Origin of the sequence: Acinetobacter marinus, from assembly GCF_900096915.1 — a bacterium.
GTDB lineage: Bacteria > Pseudomonadota > Gammaproteobacteria > Pseudomonadales > Moraxellaceae > Acinetobacter > Acinetobacter marinus.
Map to the genome: position 1 here is coordinate 177,322 of NZ_FMYK01000003.1, position 20,652 is coordinate 197,973.

The following is a 20,652-nucleotide window of genomic DNA, read 5'->3' on the forward strand; positions in this document are numbered from 1 at the left end:
TGATATGAACGCTGCGTATGATGTAATTATTATTGGTGCAGGACTGTCTGGGATTGGCATGGCGTGCCAACTTGCCCAGAAAAATCCGAATAAAAACTTTACTATTCTTGAGCGTCGCCAAGCGATTGGCGGGACTTGGGATTTATTTCGTTACCCAGGTATTCGTTCCGATTCGGACATGATTAGTTTTGGCTATGGCTTCAATCCATGGACAGGAAATCAAGTCTTAGCGGCAGGCGAGTCGATTCGTCAATATGTGCAAGATACCGCTGAGAAATTTGGTTTAGCACAAAAAATTCAATTCGGTATCAAAATCATTTCCGCTGATTTTTCTACGGCGACCAACCAGTGGACAGTTAAAGCAGTCGATGAGCAAACTGGCGAAAGCAAAGAATTTGTCTGTAACTATCTGGTGTCTGCAACAGGCTACTACAATCACGATCAAGGGTATTTGCCGAAGTTTGAAGGTGAGGAGGACTATCAAGGCATCCGCGTTCATCCGCAACATTGGCCTGAAGATTTAGACTATAGCAACAAAAAAGTCGTGGTCATCGGCAGTGGCGCAACTGCTGTGACTGTGGTGCCTGCAATGGCGGACAAAACTGCACATATCACCATGTTGCAGCGTTCGCCAAGCTACGTTTTTAACATTCCCAATACCGATAAGATTCTGGATGCATGCAAAAAGATTTTGCCAGAAGATGTGGTTTATAAAATGTTTAGAAAGCGCAATATCTTCATCCAGCGTTCACTGTTCAAACTTTCACGTCGTTTCCCTGAAAAAATGCGTAGTTTCCTGATCGACAGTGTGCGTAAGCAACTCGGTGATGACTATGACATGTCACATTTCACCCCAAAATATATGCCGCGGGATGAGCGTCTATGTGCTGTGCCTGATGGCGATTTGTTTGAAGCGATTAAATCAGGCAAAGCTTCTGTGGTGACAGATCATATTGATCGTTTCACCGAGAATGGCATTTTATTAAAGTCAGGGAAAACCCTCGAAGCAGATATTATCATCACGGCAACGGGTTTACAGATCCAAATGCTTGGCGGTATTCAAGTAACCGTCGATCATGAAAAAATTAATCCAGGTGACAAAATGAGTTACAAAGGTGTCTTGCTCGAAGACGTGCCAAATTTTGCTTATCTCTTTGGCTATACCAATGCACCGTGGACATTAAAAATTGATTTGGCTTGTGATTATATCTGTCGCTTGATTCAAGAGATGGACAAGCGTCAAGTGGCGGCTGTCAAACCTGTTGCACCAGCAGGAGAGAATACGGGCAAAAGTATTGTATCGTCATTGCAGTCTGGCTATGTGCAACGTGGTGACGGTGTGATGCCTCGTCAAGGGAGATCAACGGAATGGTTGGTGACGCATAGCTTTGAGAAAGACAGTGCCATGTTTGGTCAAGCCATTGATGCATCGGCATTGGTGTGGACACATACGACAGCCTCACGTATGGATTTCAAGGCAAAAGTGGCGTAACGATCACCAAGAATCAAGTAATGACAAGGATGTGATTATGAAAAGCACACAATTGAGTTTCATCAGTCAAGGCACTCGCTGTGTAGGCACCCTGCTACAGCCAGAATATGAATCAAACCCACCAATTATTTTGATGGCGCAAGGCTTTGGCATGATTCGAGATGCGGGTTTACCTACATTTGCTGAACGCTTTGCCAAAGAAGGGTATGCTGTATTTTATTTTGATTATCGTGGCTTTGGTGATAGCGAAGGACAACCAAGGCATTGGGTCAGTCCGAAGCGTCATATCGAAGACTGGCAAGCTGCTTTGGCGTTTATTCAAACCTTGCCAAATATGAATACCCAACGGATTGCACTCTGGGGTTATTCATTTTCAGGCGGTCATGCAATACAAACAGCAGCAAAGCATCCCAATATTGAAGCGGTGGTGTTACAAGCACCGCATGTCAGTGGGCTATCGAGCTTAACGGGTGTGCCACTGGCAAAATTGCTGAAGTTGAGCATGGCGGGTATTGCTGATCTCGTTGCAGGAACATTAGGTAAGTCTGTCTATCGACCGATCGTTGGTCATGAAGATGATGTCGCAGCCATGACTGCATTTGATGCATGGGATGGCTATATGTCGCAACTTCCAGCAAATGCCAACTGGGAAAATAAAGTACGTGCTCGGATTTTTCTCGAAATCTCAATGTACAATCCAATATTCAATGCACATCGCTTAGCGATGCCAGTCTGTGTTATCGCAGGTGCACGTGACAGTATTATTCCAGAGACTGCGATTCGCAAAGCTACACAAAAAATGCCGAATGTTGAATATACGGTATTAGACAGTAACCATTTTGAGCTGTGCACAGGGCAAGTGTTTGAACAAAATGTTGCATTGCAAATCCAATTTTTAAAGGAAAAATTCCCAGTGAGTGCAAAACTCAAAGTCGTTGCCTAGCCAACAATAGCATCGAAACGCTGTATCAGGACAATCATGTATGATGTGGATAGAAATCTGCAAAAAGTACCTGATTGTCCTCATCTGATATTTTTCTGTCCTCCTGATCACTCTGCAATAAAAATAAAATTTCCTACAATAAATTGAACAATCGCAGATCGACATCATTGGTCAATACTGACTTGGATGTCATGGAGTACAAAAATGAATGCAAAAGTCCAAATCGCCAAAACTCAAATATCAAATCGTCAAGGGGCGTCTTTCCCAGTACGTCGAATGAATTTTAATTTTGACAATGTGCCTGAATATTGGATGGATGGTTCAGCAGGGCTGACCCATTTTATGACGGCACTGTCTGCGCTGTTTCCAGCGGGTGAACAGCTCTTTATCGACAGCGTGCGTGCAGTGCGTTATCACCCTGCCATCAAAGACAATAAAGCATTACAAAAAGAAATCAGTGCATTTATCGGGCAAGAAGCCATGCATACCCATGAACATGTCGGCTTTAATGCATCAGCACAAAAGTTTGGTCATGATGTGGCGACACTTGAGAAAAACACCGATAGTGTGATTCAGTTCGGGCGCAAGTTCTTCGCCAAAGCAATGAAACCGTTTGGTTATAGTCAAGAAATGATTGATCTCACAGCGACCACGGCACTTGAGCATTTCACTGCAACCATTGCTTCAGAGTTATTAACCAATCCACATATTCAAGCGCTGATGACCGATGACACCATGCGTTATATGTGGATGTGGCATGCAGTCGAGGAAAACGAGCACAAAGCGGTCGCCTATGATGTCTATCAAGGCATCTTTGGCACAGGTGCAAAGTCCTATGCACTGCGCACCGTGGCATTGGTGATCGCCATCAGTATGATTCTTGCCACGCAAGCGCAGTTTACCTTGCGCCTACTCAAAGCCGACAAGAAATTGAACTTCAAAGAATTACTCATGATCTATAAGTATGCATACAGCCCATCCAAAGGCATTATTACGGGCTTTGCAGGTGAAATATTCACTTATTTTCGTCCGCAGTTTCACCCAAATGATTTGGACACAGTCGCATTGCTTGAGAAATGGAAAGCGAAGCTCGGCTTATAAACCTTGGGTTGAGAAATCATTTACGACTCCGATATTTCTAACTCAGTAACTTTTCATCATATCGTGCCTGTATCGATGCAGGTGCGATTTTTTTTATGCGGTTTTTGAGCTGTTTATTTTTTGGATATTCAGTGTGAAATCATCACTTTTTTCTATTTTTGCGATAGGCAAAGAATAAGTGAGAATAGTTTCAATAAATTATGACCAAATATTCAACAACTTGAAGGAATTGTCATTTTGTAGAGAGTTCAAGGTAAAGTGTAAATGCGTTTGTTTCTCATTATTAATTATTTAAAATCAAATACTTAAGTGATACTTTGGGTTGATTTATCTTTAAAATCGTTCATAATAGAGAAAAATTTGGAGGTGAGTTATGCAAGGTAATCCTGAAGTCATTGACTATTTAAATATGCTGATTGGCGGTGAGCTTGCTGCTCGTGATCAATATCTGATTCATTCTCGGATGTATGAGGATTGGGGCTTAAGCAAGATTTATGAGCGCATCAATCACGAGATGGAAGAAGAAGCGACCCACGCAGATGCGATTATTCGCCGTGTCTTGTTCCTCGAAGGTACACCAGATATGGATCGTCATGACATCAATGTCGGCGCTGATGTGGTGAGCTGTCTGAAAGCTGATTTGGCGCTGGAATATGAAGTGCGTGAGAAGTTGGCAAAAGGCGTAAAGCTCTGTGAAGAAAAAGGTGACTTTGTAACACGTGATATGCTTCGTCAGCAAATGTCTGATACCGAAGAAGATCATACTTATTGGTTAGAGAAGCAACTCGGTTTGATCGAGAAAATTGGTTTGCAGAATTATATCCAATCACAAATGTGATTTTCAGATTTGATCGTGAGCCAAGAAAAGCCAGCATAATGCTGGCTTTTCTTGGTTTGTAGGCTGCGAGATGAGCGCAAAAGATTTATAGCGAACCCAACGCCGTTGCATGCGGATCATGCTCATAGGTCAGACTTTGTTTAAGTGTGCTGATCTCAGGCAAGAGATTAATAATTAACGCCACTTGTTGTAATACCACATTTTCAGCAGGATCAAGGGTGGTGTCTTGAGCACGATTGAGCAGTCTTAAGGCTTGAATGGCAGCATGTGCCTTGAGCTGTGGGCTTTCATCTCGGAGCAGTGCGCCTTCGATGTCTTCTAAGGCATCATCAAGAATTTCTAGCACTTGTGGATGCGTAATTTGCTCACGATGCGCACCGAGCGCAGCGATATAGCTCAGCAACGTATGATTCAAACTCAGCAGTTTGAAGGACTGTTGCTTTTGATCAGGGTCGACATCAGGTTCTGTTGCCAAAGTCGAAATCAGCGAAGCGAGGTCGGCATCCATGAGGTGCGCTCGGCGACGGACCACACGATAATCCAATCCATTATTGCGCCCTTGATGATATTGTTTCACCACTTCGTGTAAATAATTACATTGGCTATCAAAGGCTTTATTGATAATTAATGGCAATCTGCGGAACTGCCAGTCTGGCCAGATAAAGGTCACACCGAGCCATGCCACAAAACAGCCTGCAATGGTGTAAATCGCACGAGGCAACGCAGCATTCAGCTCAGGATCGGCAAGGTGGAAATTGATCAAAGCAAGCAGGGTAATAAACATGGTCGCCTGCGCATATTGCTGGGCACGCAGTTGCAGGAAAAATACACCGCTGAGCACCATGATAAATAGTTGCCCTTCCACGGATGGCACAAAATGAATCACAAACGTGCCTAAAGTGATGCCTGCCAATGTCCCCAAAATCCGCAGTTTTAAACGTCGTTTGGTGGCATTAAAGTTCGGTTGGCTGACAAAGAGCACGGTCAACACCAGCCAGTAGCCATATTCAAACTGTCCCACTTGCACGATGATATGGGAGATCAATAATAAAATCGATAAGCGTGTGGCATGACGAAATAGGCTGGATTCTGGGGTGAGGTTTTGTTTCATGCGTAGCCAAACATCGCCCCAGCTTTGCAAGCTGTCATCTCTTAATGCATGTTCTTTATTTGGATCATTTTGTTTTTCTGTTTTGCTATTTAATGCTCGGTCGGATTCAAGGTTGTGAAGCTGTGCATCGATTTCTTTGAGATTATTACTCAGTCCATGTAATGCATTGATCCATAAGTCAATATCCGCATCACGATGACTCAAATGAAGTAGCGGTGATGTCGCCTCTGGGTGGTGCGACTGAATCAGCAATTCTTCTTGTAAGTGCTGAATCGAGCGTTCCAGGTTTTTAAATGCATGCACAAAACGTGGGTTATGCACATAAGGTTGGCGGTTGGCAATCGCTGTTGCCAAGTCCTGACAGGCTTTGCCTTGTAAGGTCAAAATCCGTTGAAAACGAAACAGTACATCACGGTGCTGAAAGACTTTCGAGAGTTTTTGATAATCAATGTGCGCCGAATCCGCTCGCTCGTGAATATCTTGAATGATGAAATAATATTGCAGACTGCGTCGAGTGTCTTTGCGTCCACGGTCACCTTTGAGTCGAGTCACCAGCGCAACTCGTGTTTCGTTAAATTTACCGACGACTTTGGAATTGGCAAGGGATAAATCAATCATCGACTGCTGATAGCTCTTCGGGGTCATATCGACATCGAATAGATTGGATTTTACAAAGAGGAAATTGCCGACCAATTGATAGCATTGCACCAACTGATCTTGCACTAAGCGTACAGGGAAAAGTAAAAAACTGATCGATGACAGCAGTCCATACCACACCGCACCAGTGACCAATAGCGCAGGCTGTTGCCACCACTCAGGGAAGATGTCGACACCCAGCATGGTATACACAGAAATGACCAAACAGCCGTAACTAATCGTGGCATAGCGTTTGCCCAATGAGCCGAGTAAAATTAGACTGAAGCAGGAAACGATGAGCGCAAAGCCAAACAGCACAGGGTGCGGAAATAGCAGTTCGACCCCAGACGCCGTGATAAAAAAACCGCAATAGGTCAAAACCAAATTGCGGATATGTACAGAAAATCGATCATCAATATCACTGAGTGCCGCAGCGATCACGCCCAGAGTCAGTGGAATGGTGAGGAGTTGCTGACCGAGCCAATAGGGAATAAAAGCCGTTCCTGTAAAGGCAATCAGCATGCGCAGACCATACATCAAGGTCGTGTTATAACTTATTCGTTTGATTGAGCTAATGGTATTCACAGGGGATTCAGCGCTGTCATATTTTTGAAAGTAAAGAGATCAAATAATTATATGTCAATTTGCGCAAAGGCAATGCAAAATATCACAAACTTGGCAATTTAATCTCGCAACTAAATTGAGTCACTAAATCACGCAACTAAAGCGAGCAACTCAATTTGGGTTTGCTGTTGGGGCATTCGTATCGTGTCGAAAAAAATTTCATGGATCGTGGTGTTGGCGATCGCTTATCTGCTGTGGATTTGGGTATTTAAGCCTAATCCCAACCTAGAAGACATGCCGAAAACCTCAGCAGTCAGTTCGGATACGGCTGTGCAGCATGTGGAAGGGTACAGCATCACTGCACTTGAGCATTTTGAAGGTGAATTTCGGATTTTAAGTCGAGAAAATTATCTGCTCGGTCGAGATGCTGAATTTAGTCCTGTAGATTTTGCTGTGGGTTGGGGCAAGATGGCTGATCCAAGCATTTATAAGCAACTCGATATTAGTCAAGGCGGACGCTGGTATCGGTGGTATAGCAAATCTGCACCGCCGATTTCCGTCAAAGAGATTGAAACCAGTAGCAGTAATATTCACATCATTCCTGCCAATGCCTCGATTGGTCGGCAGTTAGCGCAAGTCAAAGCAGATGATATGGTCTATCTCAGTGGTGATTTGGTGGAAATTCGTGCCGATGATGGCTGGGTCTGGCGTAGTTCATTGAGTCGAGAAGATACGGGTGATGGCGCCTGTGAGTTATTGCGTGTCGATCAAGTCGTGATCCTCAATGAAAATGGTTGATTTATTATGGGATATCAGTTGAGTTTACAAATTTTGAGAACTGGTTTTCACAGCACATCTCGTTTGGGCGTATAATATCGCCTCTTGAAAATGGTGGGTTAAACAACATGACAACGGCTACAAAGACGCAATATTCATTTCAGTGGATTGCGCTTTTGGGATTATTAACGGCGTTAGGGCCTTTGTCGATTGACATGTATATGCCAGCGTTGCCAGAAATGGCGGTCGAGTTTGGCACCACCACCATCAGCATTTCCAATTCGATTCCTGCTTATTTTCTTGGGCTAGCGCTAGGGCAGTTATTCTATGGGAGCTTGAGTGATCGCATTGGACGCAAGCCACCGCTGTATATTGGTTTGGTGATTTATTGTATTGGTTCGATATTATGTATTTTTGCGCATAGCGAATGGGCATTGATTGGCGCACGAGTACTGCAAGCGCTCGGTGGCTGTGTTGGTGTGGTGATGGCACGTGCAGCGATTCGTGACAGCCTTGATGTGCGTACCTCAGCACAAGCACTTGCACATATGGCGATGATCTTGGGGATTGCACCGATTATTGCGCCTTTGCTCGGTTCGGTGTTGATTCAATTTTTTAGTTGGCATTCGATTTTTATTATCTTGGCATTGGTTGGCTTGATGGCTTTGGCTTGCGTGCATTATTTTTTTAAAGAGACATTGCCCGTCGAACGCCGTCTCAATCTGAATCTTTCACAAGTTTTTATTTTATATGGCAATATCTTAAAAGATCGTAGCTTTCGTACACCACTACTGGCGATGACAGGCTTTTCGGGCATGATGTATTGCTATTTGACTTCTGCATCGGCGCTATTTATGGAAAGTTTAGGTTTTAATCAACATCAATTTGCGCTGGCATTTGGCTTAAATGCATTTGGCATCATGCTATTTTCTTTTGCTAACAGTAAGATCGTCAAAAAAGTCGGACCACTTGCTTTATTACATTTTGGTGGCACATTACAGTTTGTCGGGGCGATCCTGTTAATGCTGAATGCTTTTGCGATCAATGTCGGTACAGCAGGTATTCTTATCGCCCTATTTATGGTGGTTGCAGGACTTGGTTTTACAGGACCTAACGCCACAGCACTTGCACTGTCAGAACAACAAAGTCGAGCAGGCACAGCCAGTGCCTTGATGGGCAGTTTACAGTTTGCAGTTGGACTTTTTTCAGGGGTGTTGCTCAGTCTATTTGCAGGTTCTGTCTTACAAAATATGGCGTTGACCATGACCATTTTTGCGATCTTTGGCTTAGTCTGCGTTTATGTAATGCGAGTACGAGCAAAAAGATTTGCACTTGCAAAATAAGCCTAAAAAACAAACCCTCAGGTTAAGAGGGTTTATTTTTGCTTGATGCATCCGCTTTATTTGTCTGGATTACACTTAATCCAAAAATACGCTAAATTCGTCCACATCGACACGTGGTGTAATAAAGGTATTGACGATGTGCTCAGGATCGGCATAACCCAGTGCCACCGTACACACCAATTCTTCATCATCTGGCGCGCCTAAGACATCGAGCACGATCGGGTGAAAATGATTCCATGCTGCTTGCGGACAGGTATCCAGTCCACGGGCTTTGGCAGCGACCATGACATTTTGAATCATCATGGAAATGTCCATTTTTGAGCCAATGCCCATGGCTTTATTCACGGTGAAATATAAGGCAACAGGCGCATCAAACAGTTGATAATTACGCAGTTGTTGCGTCGCCATCTTTTCTTTTTCACCCTTTTGAATATTCAGCAAACCATACAAGCCCCAGCCATTTTCACGGCGACGGTCGATATAGGGTGAAATCCACGTTTCAGGATAATAGGCAAAGGTTTCATGATATTGATTCGCCATTTCAGGACTTTCATAAATCTCGAGCTGCGCTGCCACCACACGATCAATCATTTCTTGACGCTTATTGCCAGTGACCACATAGACCTTCCACGGCTGGGTATTGGTGCCAGAGGGCGCACGACTCGCCACCCGCAAAATATCCTTAATCATTGAAGCATCGACCGCTTGATCTAAAAATGCTCGGACGGAATGACGTGAGGTAATGGCGTCATCAACGAGGGCAACTTGTTCAGTATTCATAAATATCCTTTTCACTTCGATGGAGATCGGCACTATAAGATAGCCAACTGATGCGTTGAGTGTATAAAAGCATGTCCAAATGCGCAATGCAAAAAGTTGCATAACTCAAGGCGAATTTCAAATTCTCAAGAAAAAATGCGCTAAATTTGTAAAATGATGTGTTTAAAAAATAGACATTTAAGCAAAATTTAATCATTATTTTTGCAATGCTTTCTTATTTTTATAATATGTGATTTTTCACTGCATGCAACTAATTGAAAAATATAAATAAAAATTTAATTCACAAAAAAATATAACTTTATGCAAATTTTATACTTTTGGCTATATCTCTTCACAAATTCATGAACATATTATTACAATGCGGTACTTGCCAAAAATTTTGATTTCAACAGGAATGGATCAGCGAGATGCTAAAGCAAATCAATAATGAAGGGGCTTAGCACATCCGAGTTGATGAGGAGTAGAGTATGAGTTTGAAAAAAGCGCTAAAACTAAGCAGCCTAACTTTGGCATTGGGGGCTATGGCTTCTACGGGCTATGCTGCAGATTCAACTGAAATCGCACAACTTCGTGCAGAGATCCAAGAGCTTCGTGCTTTAGTTCAACAACAAGGACAACAGCTTGCAGTACAACAAAATACTGTACAGCAAACCAGTCAACAGCTCCAAGCTGTACAATCTTCTCCAGCAGTGATTGTCGATCCGCAGAATCTTAAACTTACCACCAAAAAGGGTGCTGAAGTGGATGTTTATGGTTTCATCCGTGGTGATGCCAACTATATCATCGAAGGTGCGGATGATGACTTTAACAGCGTTGCTTCAAGTACTGGCGGTACTAAAGACAAATTAGTTGCAACAGCGAAAACTACACGTATCGGTTTAGACTTTAAAACCCCTGTTGCAGGGCAAGATGTCGGTGGTAAAGTTGAAGTTGACTTCGCTGGTAATGGTTCAGGTGAAAACCTTCGTATTCGTCATGCTTATTTAACTTTAAATAATTGGCTATTTGGTCAAACTACTTCAAACTTCTTAAGCAATCATGCGCCTGAGATGATTGACTTTGGTACCAACATCGGTGGTGGTACCACGCGTATTCCGCAAGTCCGTTATAACTTTAAACTTGCACCAGAAACACAACTTCTTTTCTCTGCTGAAGAAGGTAAAAGCTCACAAGCATCTTATGATGTCGATGATGCAGAGTGGGGCACAACTTCGGCAAAATATAAATTACCAGTTTTTACTGCGAAGCTAAATCAAGGCTTTGCTGACGGCAAAGGTAATGTCAGCGTGCGTGGTATGGCAGAACGTTATGAAGCGGCAAGCGATAATGATAGTGATGATACTGGCTGGGGCTTGGCTGCGGGTGTAAGTTTCCAAGTGGCTGAGCCACTTAAATTGACTGCAGATGTTTCTCATGTTGAAGGAAATAGTAACTATCTCTACGGTTCAAATTCAGCATTTGCCGTTGATGCAGATGGTAATCTGGCGCAAAATGAATTTAACGCATTCCAAGTGGGTGCAACCTATAAAATCTTGCCGAATCTTCGCTCAACCCTTGGTTATGGCGCAATGTTTGCAGACGATGACAGTGAATATGCGGACATCGTGACAACTGCAAACAAAGAAGTGCAACAAGCATGGATTAACTTCATTTATTCACCTGTGAAACCAGTTGATCTTGGTATTGAATACATCAATGGTAAACGTGAAACCTTTGCTGGCGATGACTACAAAGACAACCGTGTTGGCTTCATGGCACGTTATAACTTCTAATTCGCTTTAAGAATTCTGAAGTAGACATAGCACATCGATATGATGTGCTATTTTTTTATGCCTGATTTTTGCAAAGCGTACTTTTTGCAAGATTGATTTTGCAAAGCGGATTTTTGTAAGGCTTATTATTGAATCAGCATCGCCATAAAAAAGCCCTTCATGTGAAGAGCTTTTGCATATATCAGGATTTCAATCACAACATCTCAAAGACGAGCATTATTCTAAGAACTTAACAGTAATGCCTTTTTCAACGCGTTTCGCCAAGTCATTCGCATCCCAGTTGGTCAAACGAATACAGCCGTGTGACGCAGTTTTAGAGATCAATGATGGATTCGGTGTACCGTGAATACCAAAAGATGGCTTAGATAGACCGATCCACATATTACCCACTGGATTGTTCGGGCCAGGTGGTAGCGACAGTGGCTTCATATTACCGCCCTGTACGAAGTTTTTCGGGTTGTAACCGTACCAAGGATTTGGTGCAACATTTTTCACCGTATAGGTTCCTTCTGGTGATGGCGTATCACTACTACCAATCGTCGCAGGGAATGAAGCGATCATTTTATTTTTACTGTTAAATAAATACAGTTGTTTTGCACCTTTATGTGCAATGATCAAATGAATGTCTTCTGGCAGATCGTTACGCACATTGGCAACGATGATTTTCTCACCAGCCTTCTTAAAGGTAGCATTTGGATTAAGTTTCTGTAAGAAATTTTCATCCATGTGGAAGCGTTCACCCAACATTTCTGTGACACGGGTATAGTACAAGCCTTTCATTTTGGCTTGTTGTGCATAGTTCGATGGGATCGAGCTCGCATAAGGTCCTTTGATGTCTGCCGCAGTAATGGTGTATTCCACAAATACAGGTTTGGTTTGACCCGCGGTCAAGCTATCCCAAGTTTGTTGATCCATCTTACCAGTGGCATTTAGATTATTCATGGTTTGGTAGGTGGAAATCGCTTTCAGGGTATTCATCCCTGTTGCGCCATCAATCGCACCAGGTGAAGCATGTTTACGGTTTAACAAAACTTGGATTTTTGCAAAAATCGGTAGACGACCTTTTTCAATGCCTTGTGCCCACGTGGTGTTATTAATGCCATCCAGTGTCCATTTGGCATTTTTAGCAGCTTCTACAGACGCACTATCCGTTGGCATGGCTTTATTTTCAGGGCTATTTTCCAGTGCTGCAACTTCTGGATCGGCATAACCAGTACCAGATGCGACCGTGTTGTCAGCATTTGATGATGCATCTTCTGTAGCAGCTACTGGTGCTTGTGCAACATCTGTTGTTGCGTCAGCAACATCGAGTGCGGGTGGATTAGATTGTGCTGCGTTCAGTCGATTTTGGAGCGAGTTTGGTGATTGTGCAACTTGAACCGCTTGTTGGGCAGCTTCGGCTTGTTGAGTCGTTTGATTGCTGGCACTTTGCGAAAGTCGGTAAGATTCGATCGGAATCTCAGTCGAGTTATTTTGCGCATAGGCTACAGGGGCAAGGGCACAGGCAAGTCCTATCCCCAAACTTAAACTGAGTTTGTTATATGGTTTACGAAGTGCAAGCATGCAATTGTCCTAGAAAAATTATCGTTATCCGCACTCAAAACTGAGCACAGCGTCTTAGCATAATAAGGTTATTGTACTACACAATTTGCGTCGACTTGTGTGTACTTGGTTGTGTTTTTTTAGATATGAAAAACAAATATTTATATTTTGTAGAATGTGTGTGTCGATATTGTTATTTTGTGGAATTTAAAAAAGTAAAGCATTCAGTTTGATTTTGCACTGCGGAAATTGATGTGAGTAATGCACAACTTCAACTGAGTTTGATATGATGGGCGACCAAATTTAGCCAATGATGACTCACCATGACCACTTTAAAAAATGACCGTTTTTTACGTGCGCTTTTGCGTCAGCCTGTAGATACCACACCAGTGTGGATGATGCGTCAGGCTGGACGATATTTACCAGAATATCGTGCGACACGTGAGCAAGCGGGTGATTTTTTATCGCTGTGCAAAAATGCTGAGCTTGCCTGTGAAGTGACCTTGCAACCACTGCGTCGCTATGAGCTTGATGCGGCGATTTTGTTTTCAGATATTTTGACTATTCCTGATGCGCTTGGTTTGGGGCTGTATTTTGAAACAGGTGAAGGGCCAAAGTTTCAAAAAGTGGTACGCACCGAGCAGGATATTGCGCAGTTACCAAAGCTCAATGCAAGCAGTGATTTGGATTATGTGATGCGAGCAGTGTCGACCATTCGTTCTGCGCTCGGCGGTGCTGTGCCATTGATTGGTTTTTCAGGTAGTCCGTGGACTTTGGCGACCTATATGATCGAAGGCGGTTCGAGTCGGGATTTTCGTTATAGCAAAGAGATGCTGTTTGCGAAGCCTGAACTCCTGCATGCCTTGCTTGATCATTTGGCAGATTCGGTAACAGATTATCTCAATGCACAGATCGATGCAGGCGCACAAGCGGTACAGATTTTTGATAGTTGGGGCGGGGCACTGGCACATCAAGATTATGTGGATTTTTCTCTGCAATATATGCAAAAAATCATCAAAGGCTTAACCAAGGAAAAAGATGGACAACGCATTCCTGTGATTGTCTTTACCAAAGGTGGTGGCTTGTGGATTCCTGAGATGTTGGAAAGTGGTGCTGATGCGCTCGGCTTGGACTGGACCACGCCACTTGCGCAGGCTCGAAGTCAAGTGGCTGGACGTGTTGCATTACAAGGCAATCTTGATCCTGCAACATTGTACGGTACGCCTAAAGCCATCGAAGCAGCTGTAAAGCGTATGATTGATCAAGCCTATGCCAATGGCGAAAAAACTGGCTATGTGGCAAATCTTGGACATGGCATCACGCAATGGGTTGATCCTGCGATGCCAAAAGTTTTTGTAGATACGGTGCATGAATATAGTCAAAAATATCTGTAAGCGTCTTCACACTTTAATGCACTACATCGTTAATCTCGCTCACAGTACGACCTGTACAGCTTCACTCGGTTGCCTTGTATTGCAGTTAAAGTGTGGTGACTTTGCTGTATTGCAAAAAAGAAGATTAATTCGTTGATCAAGTCTATGGAAATCATTGTCAACGGTGCAAAACTTGTAATTGAATTTGTCGCAAAAGCAGTTTGGGCTGCTTTATTCGGCATTTTATTGTTGTTTGCTTTTGTAGTTACAGCACCGATGGGACATGAGTCATTTTACGGCTTGTACCGCTATGACTATTTGTTGATATTTGCTGTTTTGGTACAGATTTTCCTTTTGTATTTCAAATTAGAAAGTTGGTCGGAAGCCAAGGTGATTGCGTTATTTCATGTCATGGCGATGGGGATGGAGTTGTTCCTGACTCATCCAGCAATTGCGTCATGGCAATATCCGCAACCTGCGGTATTTAAACTCTACACCGTACCACTCTTTGCAGGCTTTATGTATTCTGCGGTAGGCAGTTTTTTTGCACGGAGCCTACGTCTATTTCAGGTTCATATCGTCAATTTGCCCAGTTTCGCCTTGATGCTGACTTTGGCTGTAGTGTCGTATATCAACTTTATGTCGAAGTTTTTTATTGCTGATATTCGATTATTACTATTTTTTATCTCTATAGTGCTGTTTTACAAAACGTGGGTTTATTTCAAAATTCAGCAGCATGTGTTTAAGTTGCCGATGTTGGTCATTTTCCTGTGTTTGGCATTTTTGATTTGGATCGCAGAAAATATCAGTACCTTTTATCAAATTTGGCTCTATCCATCGCAAGTCGATGCGTGGCATATGGTGGGGTGGGGCAAACTCGGCTCTTGGTATTTGCTGTTACTTTTGAGTGTGGTACTGGTGCTTCGTATTCTCGGAGCGGTGAAAATATTGTCAAATCAGCAACGTATTTGGCAATTGAAACATCATTAAAAGCAAAATGCTGTTAAATCAAAAAAACGCACTCAAGTCAAAAGTTGAGAGAATTTTAAGCACCATTATTGCTGGCGGATACGCAATTAGACCCCGAGACAGACCTGATTACGATTATTTGCTTTGGCTTTATAAAGTGCTTTATCCGCTCGTTTAAACACATCCTCATAATGTTGATCATCGAGACCAACTTCGGCATAACCGATACTGACCGTATAATGGATCCGATGTGCATCATAAGAAAACGTGTGCTGTTCGATACTTTCTCGGACACGTTCAAAGATGTCTTCGGCTTCCTCTGCGACACAAGCTGGCAAGATGATCGCAAACTCTTCACCACCAATACGTGCTAAGAAATCCTGCTTGCGAATATGCTGACGAACATTGGCTGTGAGATCTTTAAGTACCTGATCGCCTGTAGTATGTCCATAACGATCATTCAGATCCTTAAATAAATCAACATCCAAAATCCCTATCACATAGGGAATACGTGATTGTAGAAAGCGTTGCATATTCTCATGGCTTTCAAAGGTAAAGCGACGGCGGTTAAATGTGCCAGTCAACTCATCAGTCGATGCCAGCAAATTCATTTCTTTGAGCTGCAAATGCAGACGGATATTCAGCGCAATCCAGTTGGCAAGACATTGCAATTGGATCGCCTGGGCTTTGCTATAGCAATGTGTACGAGTATCCGCCACATTCAGCGTGCCGATGGTGACGCCACAATGGATCATCGGCGCATCCATACAACTGCCTAATCCGCCTGAGCTGAGCATAATACAATCCTCCTCATCAGAAACCGTTGTGTCATCGCAGATCATCAGTTTTGAGCTTTCAAAAGCTCGACCAATAAAGGTTTTGGCAATCGGCAAGGCAAATTCCATGGGGATGGCTTGATTGCCATTAATGGCATAGAGTTGGAGGTGTTCGGCGTCTTTTTGAATACTAATACTGGCACGGTCAGCTTCAAAGATTTGTCCGACCCATTTCGCTACTGTATCCAAAACAGCATTTAAAGAATCCGCAAAGGTCAACTCATAAATAAAAGCCACAGGTAAGTGAATGCAATGACTTTCGTTAAAACCAGAAAGCTCAGAGGGTGCAAAAATACGTTCAATGCGTTGTGCTTTTTTCAACATAAGGCGCATGACCTATCAAAATAATTTAATTTTTAAGTAATCAAGTAACAAAATATAAATACAGCGATAAAAACTTAAACGATAAAGCCTAAGTATAAACCAGCTAAATGACAAAAATTACATCTAGGTGGGAGAAGTGTGTGGAGAGGCTGTTGATGGCTTAAATGTGGCTAATGGGTCACATTATTCCTGTGGAAGTTTTGTAATTGTATGGTTGGTTTAGTCGATTTTGGTGACATTGCGACGATGGTTTCATCGTACGAAGCTAAATCATAGCGACAGATATTATGTAATAGATAACCTTGTTTTTTATCAACTTAGATTAGCAATAAAAAATAATCAATCTAATCATCTTGGTTGCGAGAGCATTGCATTTATAGATTTGTGTAGCTATGATGTTTGTAGGCACAAATATTGCTTTGCGCTCTCATTTTTCAACGCACATCGGTATGGAATAGTTTGCAATGAAGTTATCTGTAGGTCTAAAAGTTGCGAATTCTCTCTCGCTGACCCCTCAGCTTCAACAGGCAATACGGTTATTGCAATTGTCCTCGCTAGAGTTAGAGCAAGAAATCCAGCTTCAACTCGATAGCAATCCATTATTAGAAAAAATCGAAGAAGAATACGGCGAAGCCAAAAAAGAAGAAACCGATCCGACCTTACAAGATCAAATGCAACATGACACCATTCCAGATGACTTGCCTGTTGATACCGACTGGGATGAAGTCTATACCCATCAATCGACTGCACTGGCAACACCAGAGTATGAAGAACGAGAAGATAATCGCAGTAGTGCGGATAGCTTGGAGGAGCATCTGCTGTGGCAAATCAATTTATTACATTTAAGCCAAATTGAACAGATTGTTGCACATTGCATCGTCAATGCGCTGGATGAGCGTGGCTATCTGGATTGTGAGCTAGAAGAAATTTTGGCATCGGCGCAACACGTCCTTCGACAAGCGGATGTCGATGAAGAGCTTGAGCTCGATGAGGTTGCGGTGGTGCTCAAGTACATTCAGCGTCTCGATCCGTTAGGTGTAGCGAGTCGTAACTTGGTGGAGTGTTTGTCAGTCCAGTTGGAGCAATTTTCACCACAAGCAGCGCTGAATCACCAAGCCGAATTGAAGCATCAAGCGACATTGTTATTGCAAAATGCAGATTTGTTATTGACCAATGATCTGAATAAACTGATGCGCAAAACGCAGCTTGATCTCGATCAGCTCAAGCAAGCGATGGCATTACTCAAGTCATTTGATCCTGCCCCAGGGGCAAAATTTCAAGCACAAGAACAAGATTACCAAACCCCAGATGTGATTTTACAAAAGAAAAATCAGCGTTGGCAGGTGTTTTTAAATCCAGATGTACTGCCCAAACTGCGAGTCAATTCATTCTATGCGGGGATGATCAAGCGTGCCGATCAGAGTGATGATAATCAATATCTCAAAAATCAAATGCTTGAAGCCAAAAACTTTATCAAAAGCATCGATGAGCGGCATAAAACCTTATTGAAAGTCGCCACCTGCATCGTTGAACATCAGCGAGATTTTTTTGAAATCGGTGCAGAAGGTATGAAGCCTTTAGTACTTCGTGATGTGGCAGATGAAGTAGAATTGCACGAATCAACCGTATCCCGTGTGACCACAAATAAATATATTTTGACGCCAAATGGTTTATTCGAGCTTAAATATTTCTTTTCAAGCCATGTCGGTACGGCAACTGGTGGAGAGTGTTCTTCAACTGCGATTCGCGCCATGATCAAAAAGCTCATTGCCGCAGAAAATCAAAAAAAACCGCTGTCTGATAATGCGATTGCGAAATTGTTACAAGATGAAGGCATCGACGTGGCAAGGCGTACCGTAGCGAAATACCGAGAATCCTTAAATATCCCATCCTCATCAGATCGAAAAGTATTGCTTTAAGCCGATTTCTATGGTTATTTAGAGTGATGCAGTGGATCTTTTTTGATTTCACTGCAGATAAACACCGAGTTCATCTGATAGCCAATTGGAGTTGACATGATTTGTTGAAGATGCAAGATAAGTTGATGATTTAAATAGTGATAGTTTTTTCAAATTGATCGATCTCAATTTAAAAAAAACACGATAAATCCATCATCTGAACGTCTTGTCCGCTGATCATGTTTGATTTCAAACTCATGGGAGGTGGTACTATGCACATTGCAATTCGTGGTCATCATGTGGCGATTACGCCAGCGATTGAACAACAAATCACAACGCATTTTTCTAAAATTACCCAACATCTAGATCAAGTCTGTAGCATGCAGATCAAATTACAAAAAGATCATCGTCTGAACCTCAAGAGCCATAAGGGGCAGGATAATCATCATGCTGAAGTCATCTTGAGAATTCCTGGTAAAGAATTTGTCGCTAAATCGAGTGCGGATGATATGTATCAGGCGATACAAATGCTTGGTGAAAAATTAAAAAGACAGTTGGAAAAACATAAGCTGAGCCATCAAAAATTTAGCCATCACACAGCCAATCATCATGTCAGTCATGAGCTGGTTGCTTAAATTCAAAAGTACATTGACTTGAATGTGCTGAGCAGTTGAATATCAGATCAGAGCTACGGCTCTGATTTTTTTTGTCGATTTTCATTGTATTGCTAAAAAAATGATCATTATGATGCTTTTATCTGCATTGCTTTTGTAGTCGGCTTCAAACTTATAGTAAACTACTCGGCTTTAGTCCGTAACCAAATCGAGCCCAGTACCATGAATACTGAACAGCTGACCAGCTTATTACAACAAGCCTTCCCTGAGGCGGATATCGCCGTGACTGGAGAAGCAGGCAAGTTTGACCTGCGTATCGTTGATGCGGGTTTTGAAGGCAAACGCACTGTCGCTCGTCAACAAGCTGTTTATGCACCGCTGAATGAACATATTGCCTCAGGTGCTGTACATGCAGTCACCATCCGTGCCATGACGCCAGAAGAATGGCGTAAAGCTAGCATGTTTGGAGCATAAGGCGAAATGGATAAATTTCTCATTCGTGGCGGCAATGTTCTAAACGGTACAGTCAAAATCTCAGGCGCAAAAAATGCCGCATTGCCACTGCTTGCGGCGATGATCTTGGCAGAAACGCCAATTACCCTGACCAATGTGCCTCACCTCAAAGACGTGAATACTTTGATCAAGTTGATCGCTGGCTTGGGCATCACCATGAAGTATGAAGGGGATACGGTCACTGCGGATACCAGCACATTGGATAATTATTTTGCACCATATGAATTGGTAAAAACCATGCGTGCTTCGATCTTGGTGCTTGGACCACTCCTTGCGCGTTACGGAGAAGCGAAAGTGTCTTTGCCAGGTGGCTGTGCGATTGGTTCTCGTCCTGTCGATCAACATCTTAAAGCCCTCGAAGCATTGGGTGCAGAAATCGAAGTTGAAGCAGGCTATGTGCTTGCCAAAGTCGATGGTCGCCTCAAAGGTGGTGAAGTGGTCTTTGATATGGTCACTGTTGGCGGTACTGAAAATATTCTGATGGCTGCGGTACTTGCGGAAGGTACAACCACGATTCGTAATGCAGCACGTGAGCCAGAAATTACCGATCTTGCGAATCTACTCAATAAAATGGGTGCGAAAATCTCAGGTATAGATACTGATACTTTGATTGTCGAAGGTGTAGAAAGTTTGCGAGGCTGTGAATATGCTGTAGTTGCCGATCGTATCGAAACAGGCTCTTACCTTGCTGCTGCTGCGATCACAGGCGGTAAAATCAAAACCACACATACCGATCCAAACTTGATGGAAGCTGTGCTTGAAAAGTTTGAGGAAATGGGCGCAGAAGTGACCCGTGGTGAAGATTGGATTGAGCTCGATATGCAGGGTAAACGTCCGAAAGCAGTGAGCTTCCGTACATTGCCACATCCTGAGTTTCCTACTGATATGCAAGCGCAGATCATGGCGGTCAATGTACTTGGGCGAGGCTTTGCAACCATCTCAGAAACCATTTTTGAAAATCGCTTTATGCATGTGCCTGAGCTGTGTCGTATGGGTGCCAATATCCAAGTCGAAGGCAATGATGCGACCGTCACTGGCGTAGAAAAACTGCAAGGTGCGCCTGTGATGGCGACCGATTTGCGTGCGTCATTTTCTCTCGTGATTGCAGCGTTGGCAGCGGAAGGCGAAACCGTGGTCGATCGTATTTATCATATTGATCGTGGTTATGAGGATGTTGAAGCCAAACTCCAATCCTTAGGTGCGGATATTCAACGTATTCATTAACG

At 43.0% G+C, this 20,652-nt stretch carries 17 protein-coding genes; 13 read left to right on the forward strand and 4 right to left on the reverse strand.

Annotated elements, in window-relative coordinates:
• Positions 1-4 precede the first annotated feature (4 nt).
• The 4 genes from BLQ60_RS06815 (at position 5) to ftn (ending at position 4,374) form a co-directional block, all read left to right on the forward strand.
• Complete coding sequence (locus BLQ60_RS06815) at positions 5-1,492, forward strand: flavin-containing monooxygenase (protein WP_092618694.1); 1,488 nt, start codon at positions 5-7, stop codon at positions 1,490-1,492.
• The gene (locus tag BLQ60_RS06820; protein ID WP_143005192.1) at positions 1,425-2,435 is read left to right on the forward strand and encodes an alpha/beta hydrolase; all 1,011 of its coding nucleotides are present in this window, start codon (positions 1,425-1,427) and stop codon (positions 2,433-2,435) included. The genes BLQ60_RS06815 and BLQ60_RS06820 overlap by 68 nt, the downstream gene beginning before the upstream one ends.
• 204 nt (positions 2,436-2,639) lie before the next feature.
• The gene (locus tag BLQ60_RS06825) at positions 2,640-3,536 is read left to right on the forward strand and encodes a metal-dependent hydrolase (protein ID WP_092617942.1); all 897 of its coding nucleotides are present in this window, start codon (positions 2,640-2,642) and stop codon (positions 3,534-3,536) included.
• Positions 3,537-3,909: 373 nt separating this feature from the next.
• Complete coding sequence (gene ftn, locus BLQ60_RS06830) at positions 3,910-4,374, forward strand: heteropolymeric bacterioferritin subunit Ftn (RefSeq protein ID WP_092617945.1); 465 nt, start codon at positions 3,910-3,912, stop codon at positions 4,372-4,374.
• Between the two features lie 85 nt (positions 4,375-4,459).
• On the opposite strand, the gene yccS is transcribed toward ftn, so the two are convergent.
• The gene (yccS, locus tag BLQ60_RS06835) at positions 4,460-6,706 is read right to left on the reverse strand and encodes a YccS family putative transporter (protein WP_092617955.1); all 2,247 of its coding nucleotides are present in this window, start codon (positions 6,704-6,706) and stop codon (positions 4,460-4,462) included.
• Positions 6,707-6,889: 183 nt separating this feature from the next.
• Between yccS and BLQ60_RS06840 the strand changes: the two genes are divergently transcribed.
• A complete protein-coding gene (locus BLQ60_RS06840) occupies positions 6,890-7,483 on the forward strand; it encodes a hypothetical protein (protein WP_092617956.1) in 594 nt (197 codons plus the stop codon).
• Between the two features lie 107 nt (positions 7,484-7,590).
• Positions 7,591-8,805 (forward strand): multidrug effflux MFS transporter, encoded by a 1,215-nt coding sequence (locus tag BLQ60_RS06845; protein ID WP_092617957.1) that lies wholly within the window; start codon positions 7,591-7,593, stop codon positions 8,803-8,805.
• Between the two features lie 75 nt (positions 8,806-8,880).
• Here BLQ60_RS06845 and BLQ60_RS06850 read toward each other — a convergent pair whose 3' ends face one another.
• Positions 8,881-9,585 (reverse strand): nitroreductase, encoded by a 705-nt coding sequence (locus tag BLQ60_RS06850; protein WP_092617958.1) that lies wholly within the window; start codon positions 9,583-9,585, stop codon positions 8,881-8,883.
• Positions 9,586-10,052: 467 nt separating this feature from the next.
• Here BLQ60_RS06850 and BLQ60_RS06860 point away from each other — a divergent pair, with 467 nt between their 5' ends.
• The gene (locus BLQ60_RS06860) at positions 10,053-11,357 is read left to right on the forward strand and encodes a DcaP family trimeric outer membrane transporter (RefSeq protein WP_092617960.1); all 1,305 of its coding nucleotides are present in this window, start codon (positions 10,053-10,055) and stop codon (positions 11,355-11,357) included.
• Between the two features lie 216 nt (positions 11,358-11,573).
• On the opposite strand, the gene BLQ60_RS06865 is transcribed toward BLQ60_RS06860, so the two are convergent.
• A complete protein-coding gene (locus tag BLQ60_RS06865) occupies positions 11,574-12,920 on the reverse strand; it encodes a L,D-transpeptidase family protein (protein WP_092617961.1) in 1,347 nt (448 codons plus the stop codon).
• A 302-nt stretch (positions 12,921-13,222) separates the two neighbouring features.
• Between BLQ60_RS06865 and hemE the strand changes: the two genes are divergently transcribed.
• Positions 13,223-14,293, forward strand: a complete 1,071-nt coding sequence (hemE, locus tag BLQ60_RS06870; protein WP_092617963.1) for a uroporphyrinogen decarboxylase — start codon at positions 13,223-13,225, stop codon at positions 14,291-14,293.
• A 144-nt stretch (positions 14,294-14,437) separates the two neighbouring features.
• Positions 14,438-15,262, forward strand: a complete 825-nt coding sequence (locus tag BLQ60_RS06875; protein WP_092617966.1) for a DUF817 family protein — start codon at positions 14,438-14,440, stop codon at positions 15,260-15,262.
• Positions 15,263-15,348: 86 nt separating this feature from the next.
• Here BLQ60_RS06875 and BLQ60_RS06880 read toward each other — a convergent pair whose 3' ends face one another.
• Positions 15,349-16,401: a sensor domain-containing diguanylate cyclase gene (locus BLQ60_RS06880; protein ID WP_092618697.1), complete on the reverse strand. Its 1,053-nt coding sequence runs from the start codon at positions 16,399-16,401 to the stop codon at positions 15,349-15,351.
• Between the two features lie 464 nt (positions 16,402-16,865).
• Between BLQ60_RS06880 and BLQ60_RS06885 the strand changes: the two genes are divergently transcribed.
• From BLQ60_RS06885 to murA, 4 genes are all read left to right on the forward strand, one after another.
• Positions 16,866-18,320, forward strand: coding sequence for an RNA polymerase factor sigma-54 (locus BLQ60_RS06885; protein WP_092617970.1), 1,455 nt, complete (start codon positions 16,866-16,868; stop codon positions 18,318-18,320).
• 251 nt (positions 18,321-18,571) lie between these two features.
• Positions 18,572-18,934, forward strand: coding sequence for a ribosome hibernation-promoting factor, HPF/YfiA family (gene hpf / locus BLQ60_RS06890; RefSeq protein ID WP_092618700.1), 363 nt, complete (start codon positions 18,572-18,574; stop codon positions 18,932-18,934).
• A 201-nt stretch (positions 18,935-19,135) separates the two neighbouring features.
• On the forward strand, positions 19,136-19,387 hold the full coding sequence (ibaG, locus tag BLQ60_RS06895; RefSeq protein ID WP_092617972.1) for a BolA family iron metabolism protein IbaG: 252 nt from the start codon (positions 19,136-19,138) through the stop codon (positions 19,385-19,387).
• Positions 19,388-19,393: 6 nt separating this feature from the next.
• The gene (murA, locus tag BLQ60_RS06900) at positions 19,394-20,650 is read left to right on the forward strand and encodes a UDP-N-acetylglucosamine 1-carboxyvinyltransferase (protein ID WP_092617973.1); all 1,257 of its coding nucleotides are present in this window, start codon (positions 19,394-19,396) and stop codon (positions 20,648-20,650) included.
• Positions 20,651-20,652: the final 2 nt, after the last annotated feature.

Excerpts from the sequence above, each read along its gene's own strand:
- BLQ60_RS06860 (WP_092617960.1), top strand. The coding sequence starts at position 10,053 with ATGAGTTTGAAAAAAGCGCTAAAACTAAGCAGCCTAACTTTGGCATTG.
- BLQ60_RS06885 (WP_092617970.1), top strand. The coding sequence starts at position 16,866 with ATGAAGTTATCTGTAGGTCTAAAAGTTGCGAATTCTCTCTCGCTGACC.
- ibaG (WP_092617972.1), top strand. The coding sequence starts at position 19,136 with ATGAATACTGAACAGCTGACCAGCTTATTACAACAAGCCTTCCCTGAG.
- BLQ60_RS06845 (WP_092617957.1), top strand. The coding sequence starts at position 7,591 with ATGACAACGGCTACAAAGACGCAATATTCATTTCAGTGGATTGCGCTT.
- BLQ60_RS06850 (WP_092617958.1), bottom strand. The coding sequence starts at position 9,585 with ATGAATACTGAACAAGTTGCCCTCGTTGATGACGCCATTACCTCACGT.
- hemE (WP_092617963.1), top strand. The coding sequence starts at position 13,223 with ATGACCACTTTAAAAAATGACCGTTTTTTACGTGCGCTTTTGCGTCAG.
- BLQ60_RS06825 (WP_092617942.1), top strand. The coding sequence starts at position 2,640 with ATGAATGCAAAAGTCCAAATCGCCAAAACTCAAATATCAAATCGTCAA.
- BLQ60_RS06875 (WP_092617966.1), top strand. The coding sequence starts at position 14,438 with ATGGAAATCATTGTCAACGGTGCAAAACTTGTAATTGAATTTGTCGCA.
- murA (WP_092617973.1), top strand. The coding sequence starts at position 19,394 with ATGGATAAATTTCTCATTCGTGGCGGCAATGTTCTAAACGGTACAGTC.
- hpf (WP_092618700.1), top strand. The coding sequence starts at position 18,572 with ATGCACATTGCAATTCGTGGTCATCATGTGGCGATTACGCCAGCGATT.
- ftn (WP_092617945.1), top strand. The coding sequence starts at position 3,910 with ATGCAAGGTAATCCTGAAGTCATTGACTATTTAAATATGCTGATTGGC.
- BLQ60_RS06820 (WP_143005192.1), top strand. The coding sequence starts at position 1,425 with ATGCATCGGCATTGGTGTGGACACATACGACAGCCTCACGTATGGATT.
- BLQ60_RS06815 (WP_092618694.1), top strand. The coding sequence starts at position 5 with ATGAACGCTGCGTATGATGTAATTATTATTGGTGCAGGACTGTCTGGG.
- BLQ60_RS06880 (WP_092618697.1), bottom strand. The coding sequence starts at position 16,401 with ATGTTGAAAAAAGCACAACGCATTGAACGTATTTTTGCACCCTCTGAG.
- BLQ60_RS06865 (WP_092617961.1), bottom strand. The coding sequence starts at position 12,920 with ATGCTTGCACTTCGTAAACCATATAACAAACTCAGTTTAAGTTTGGGG.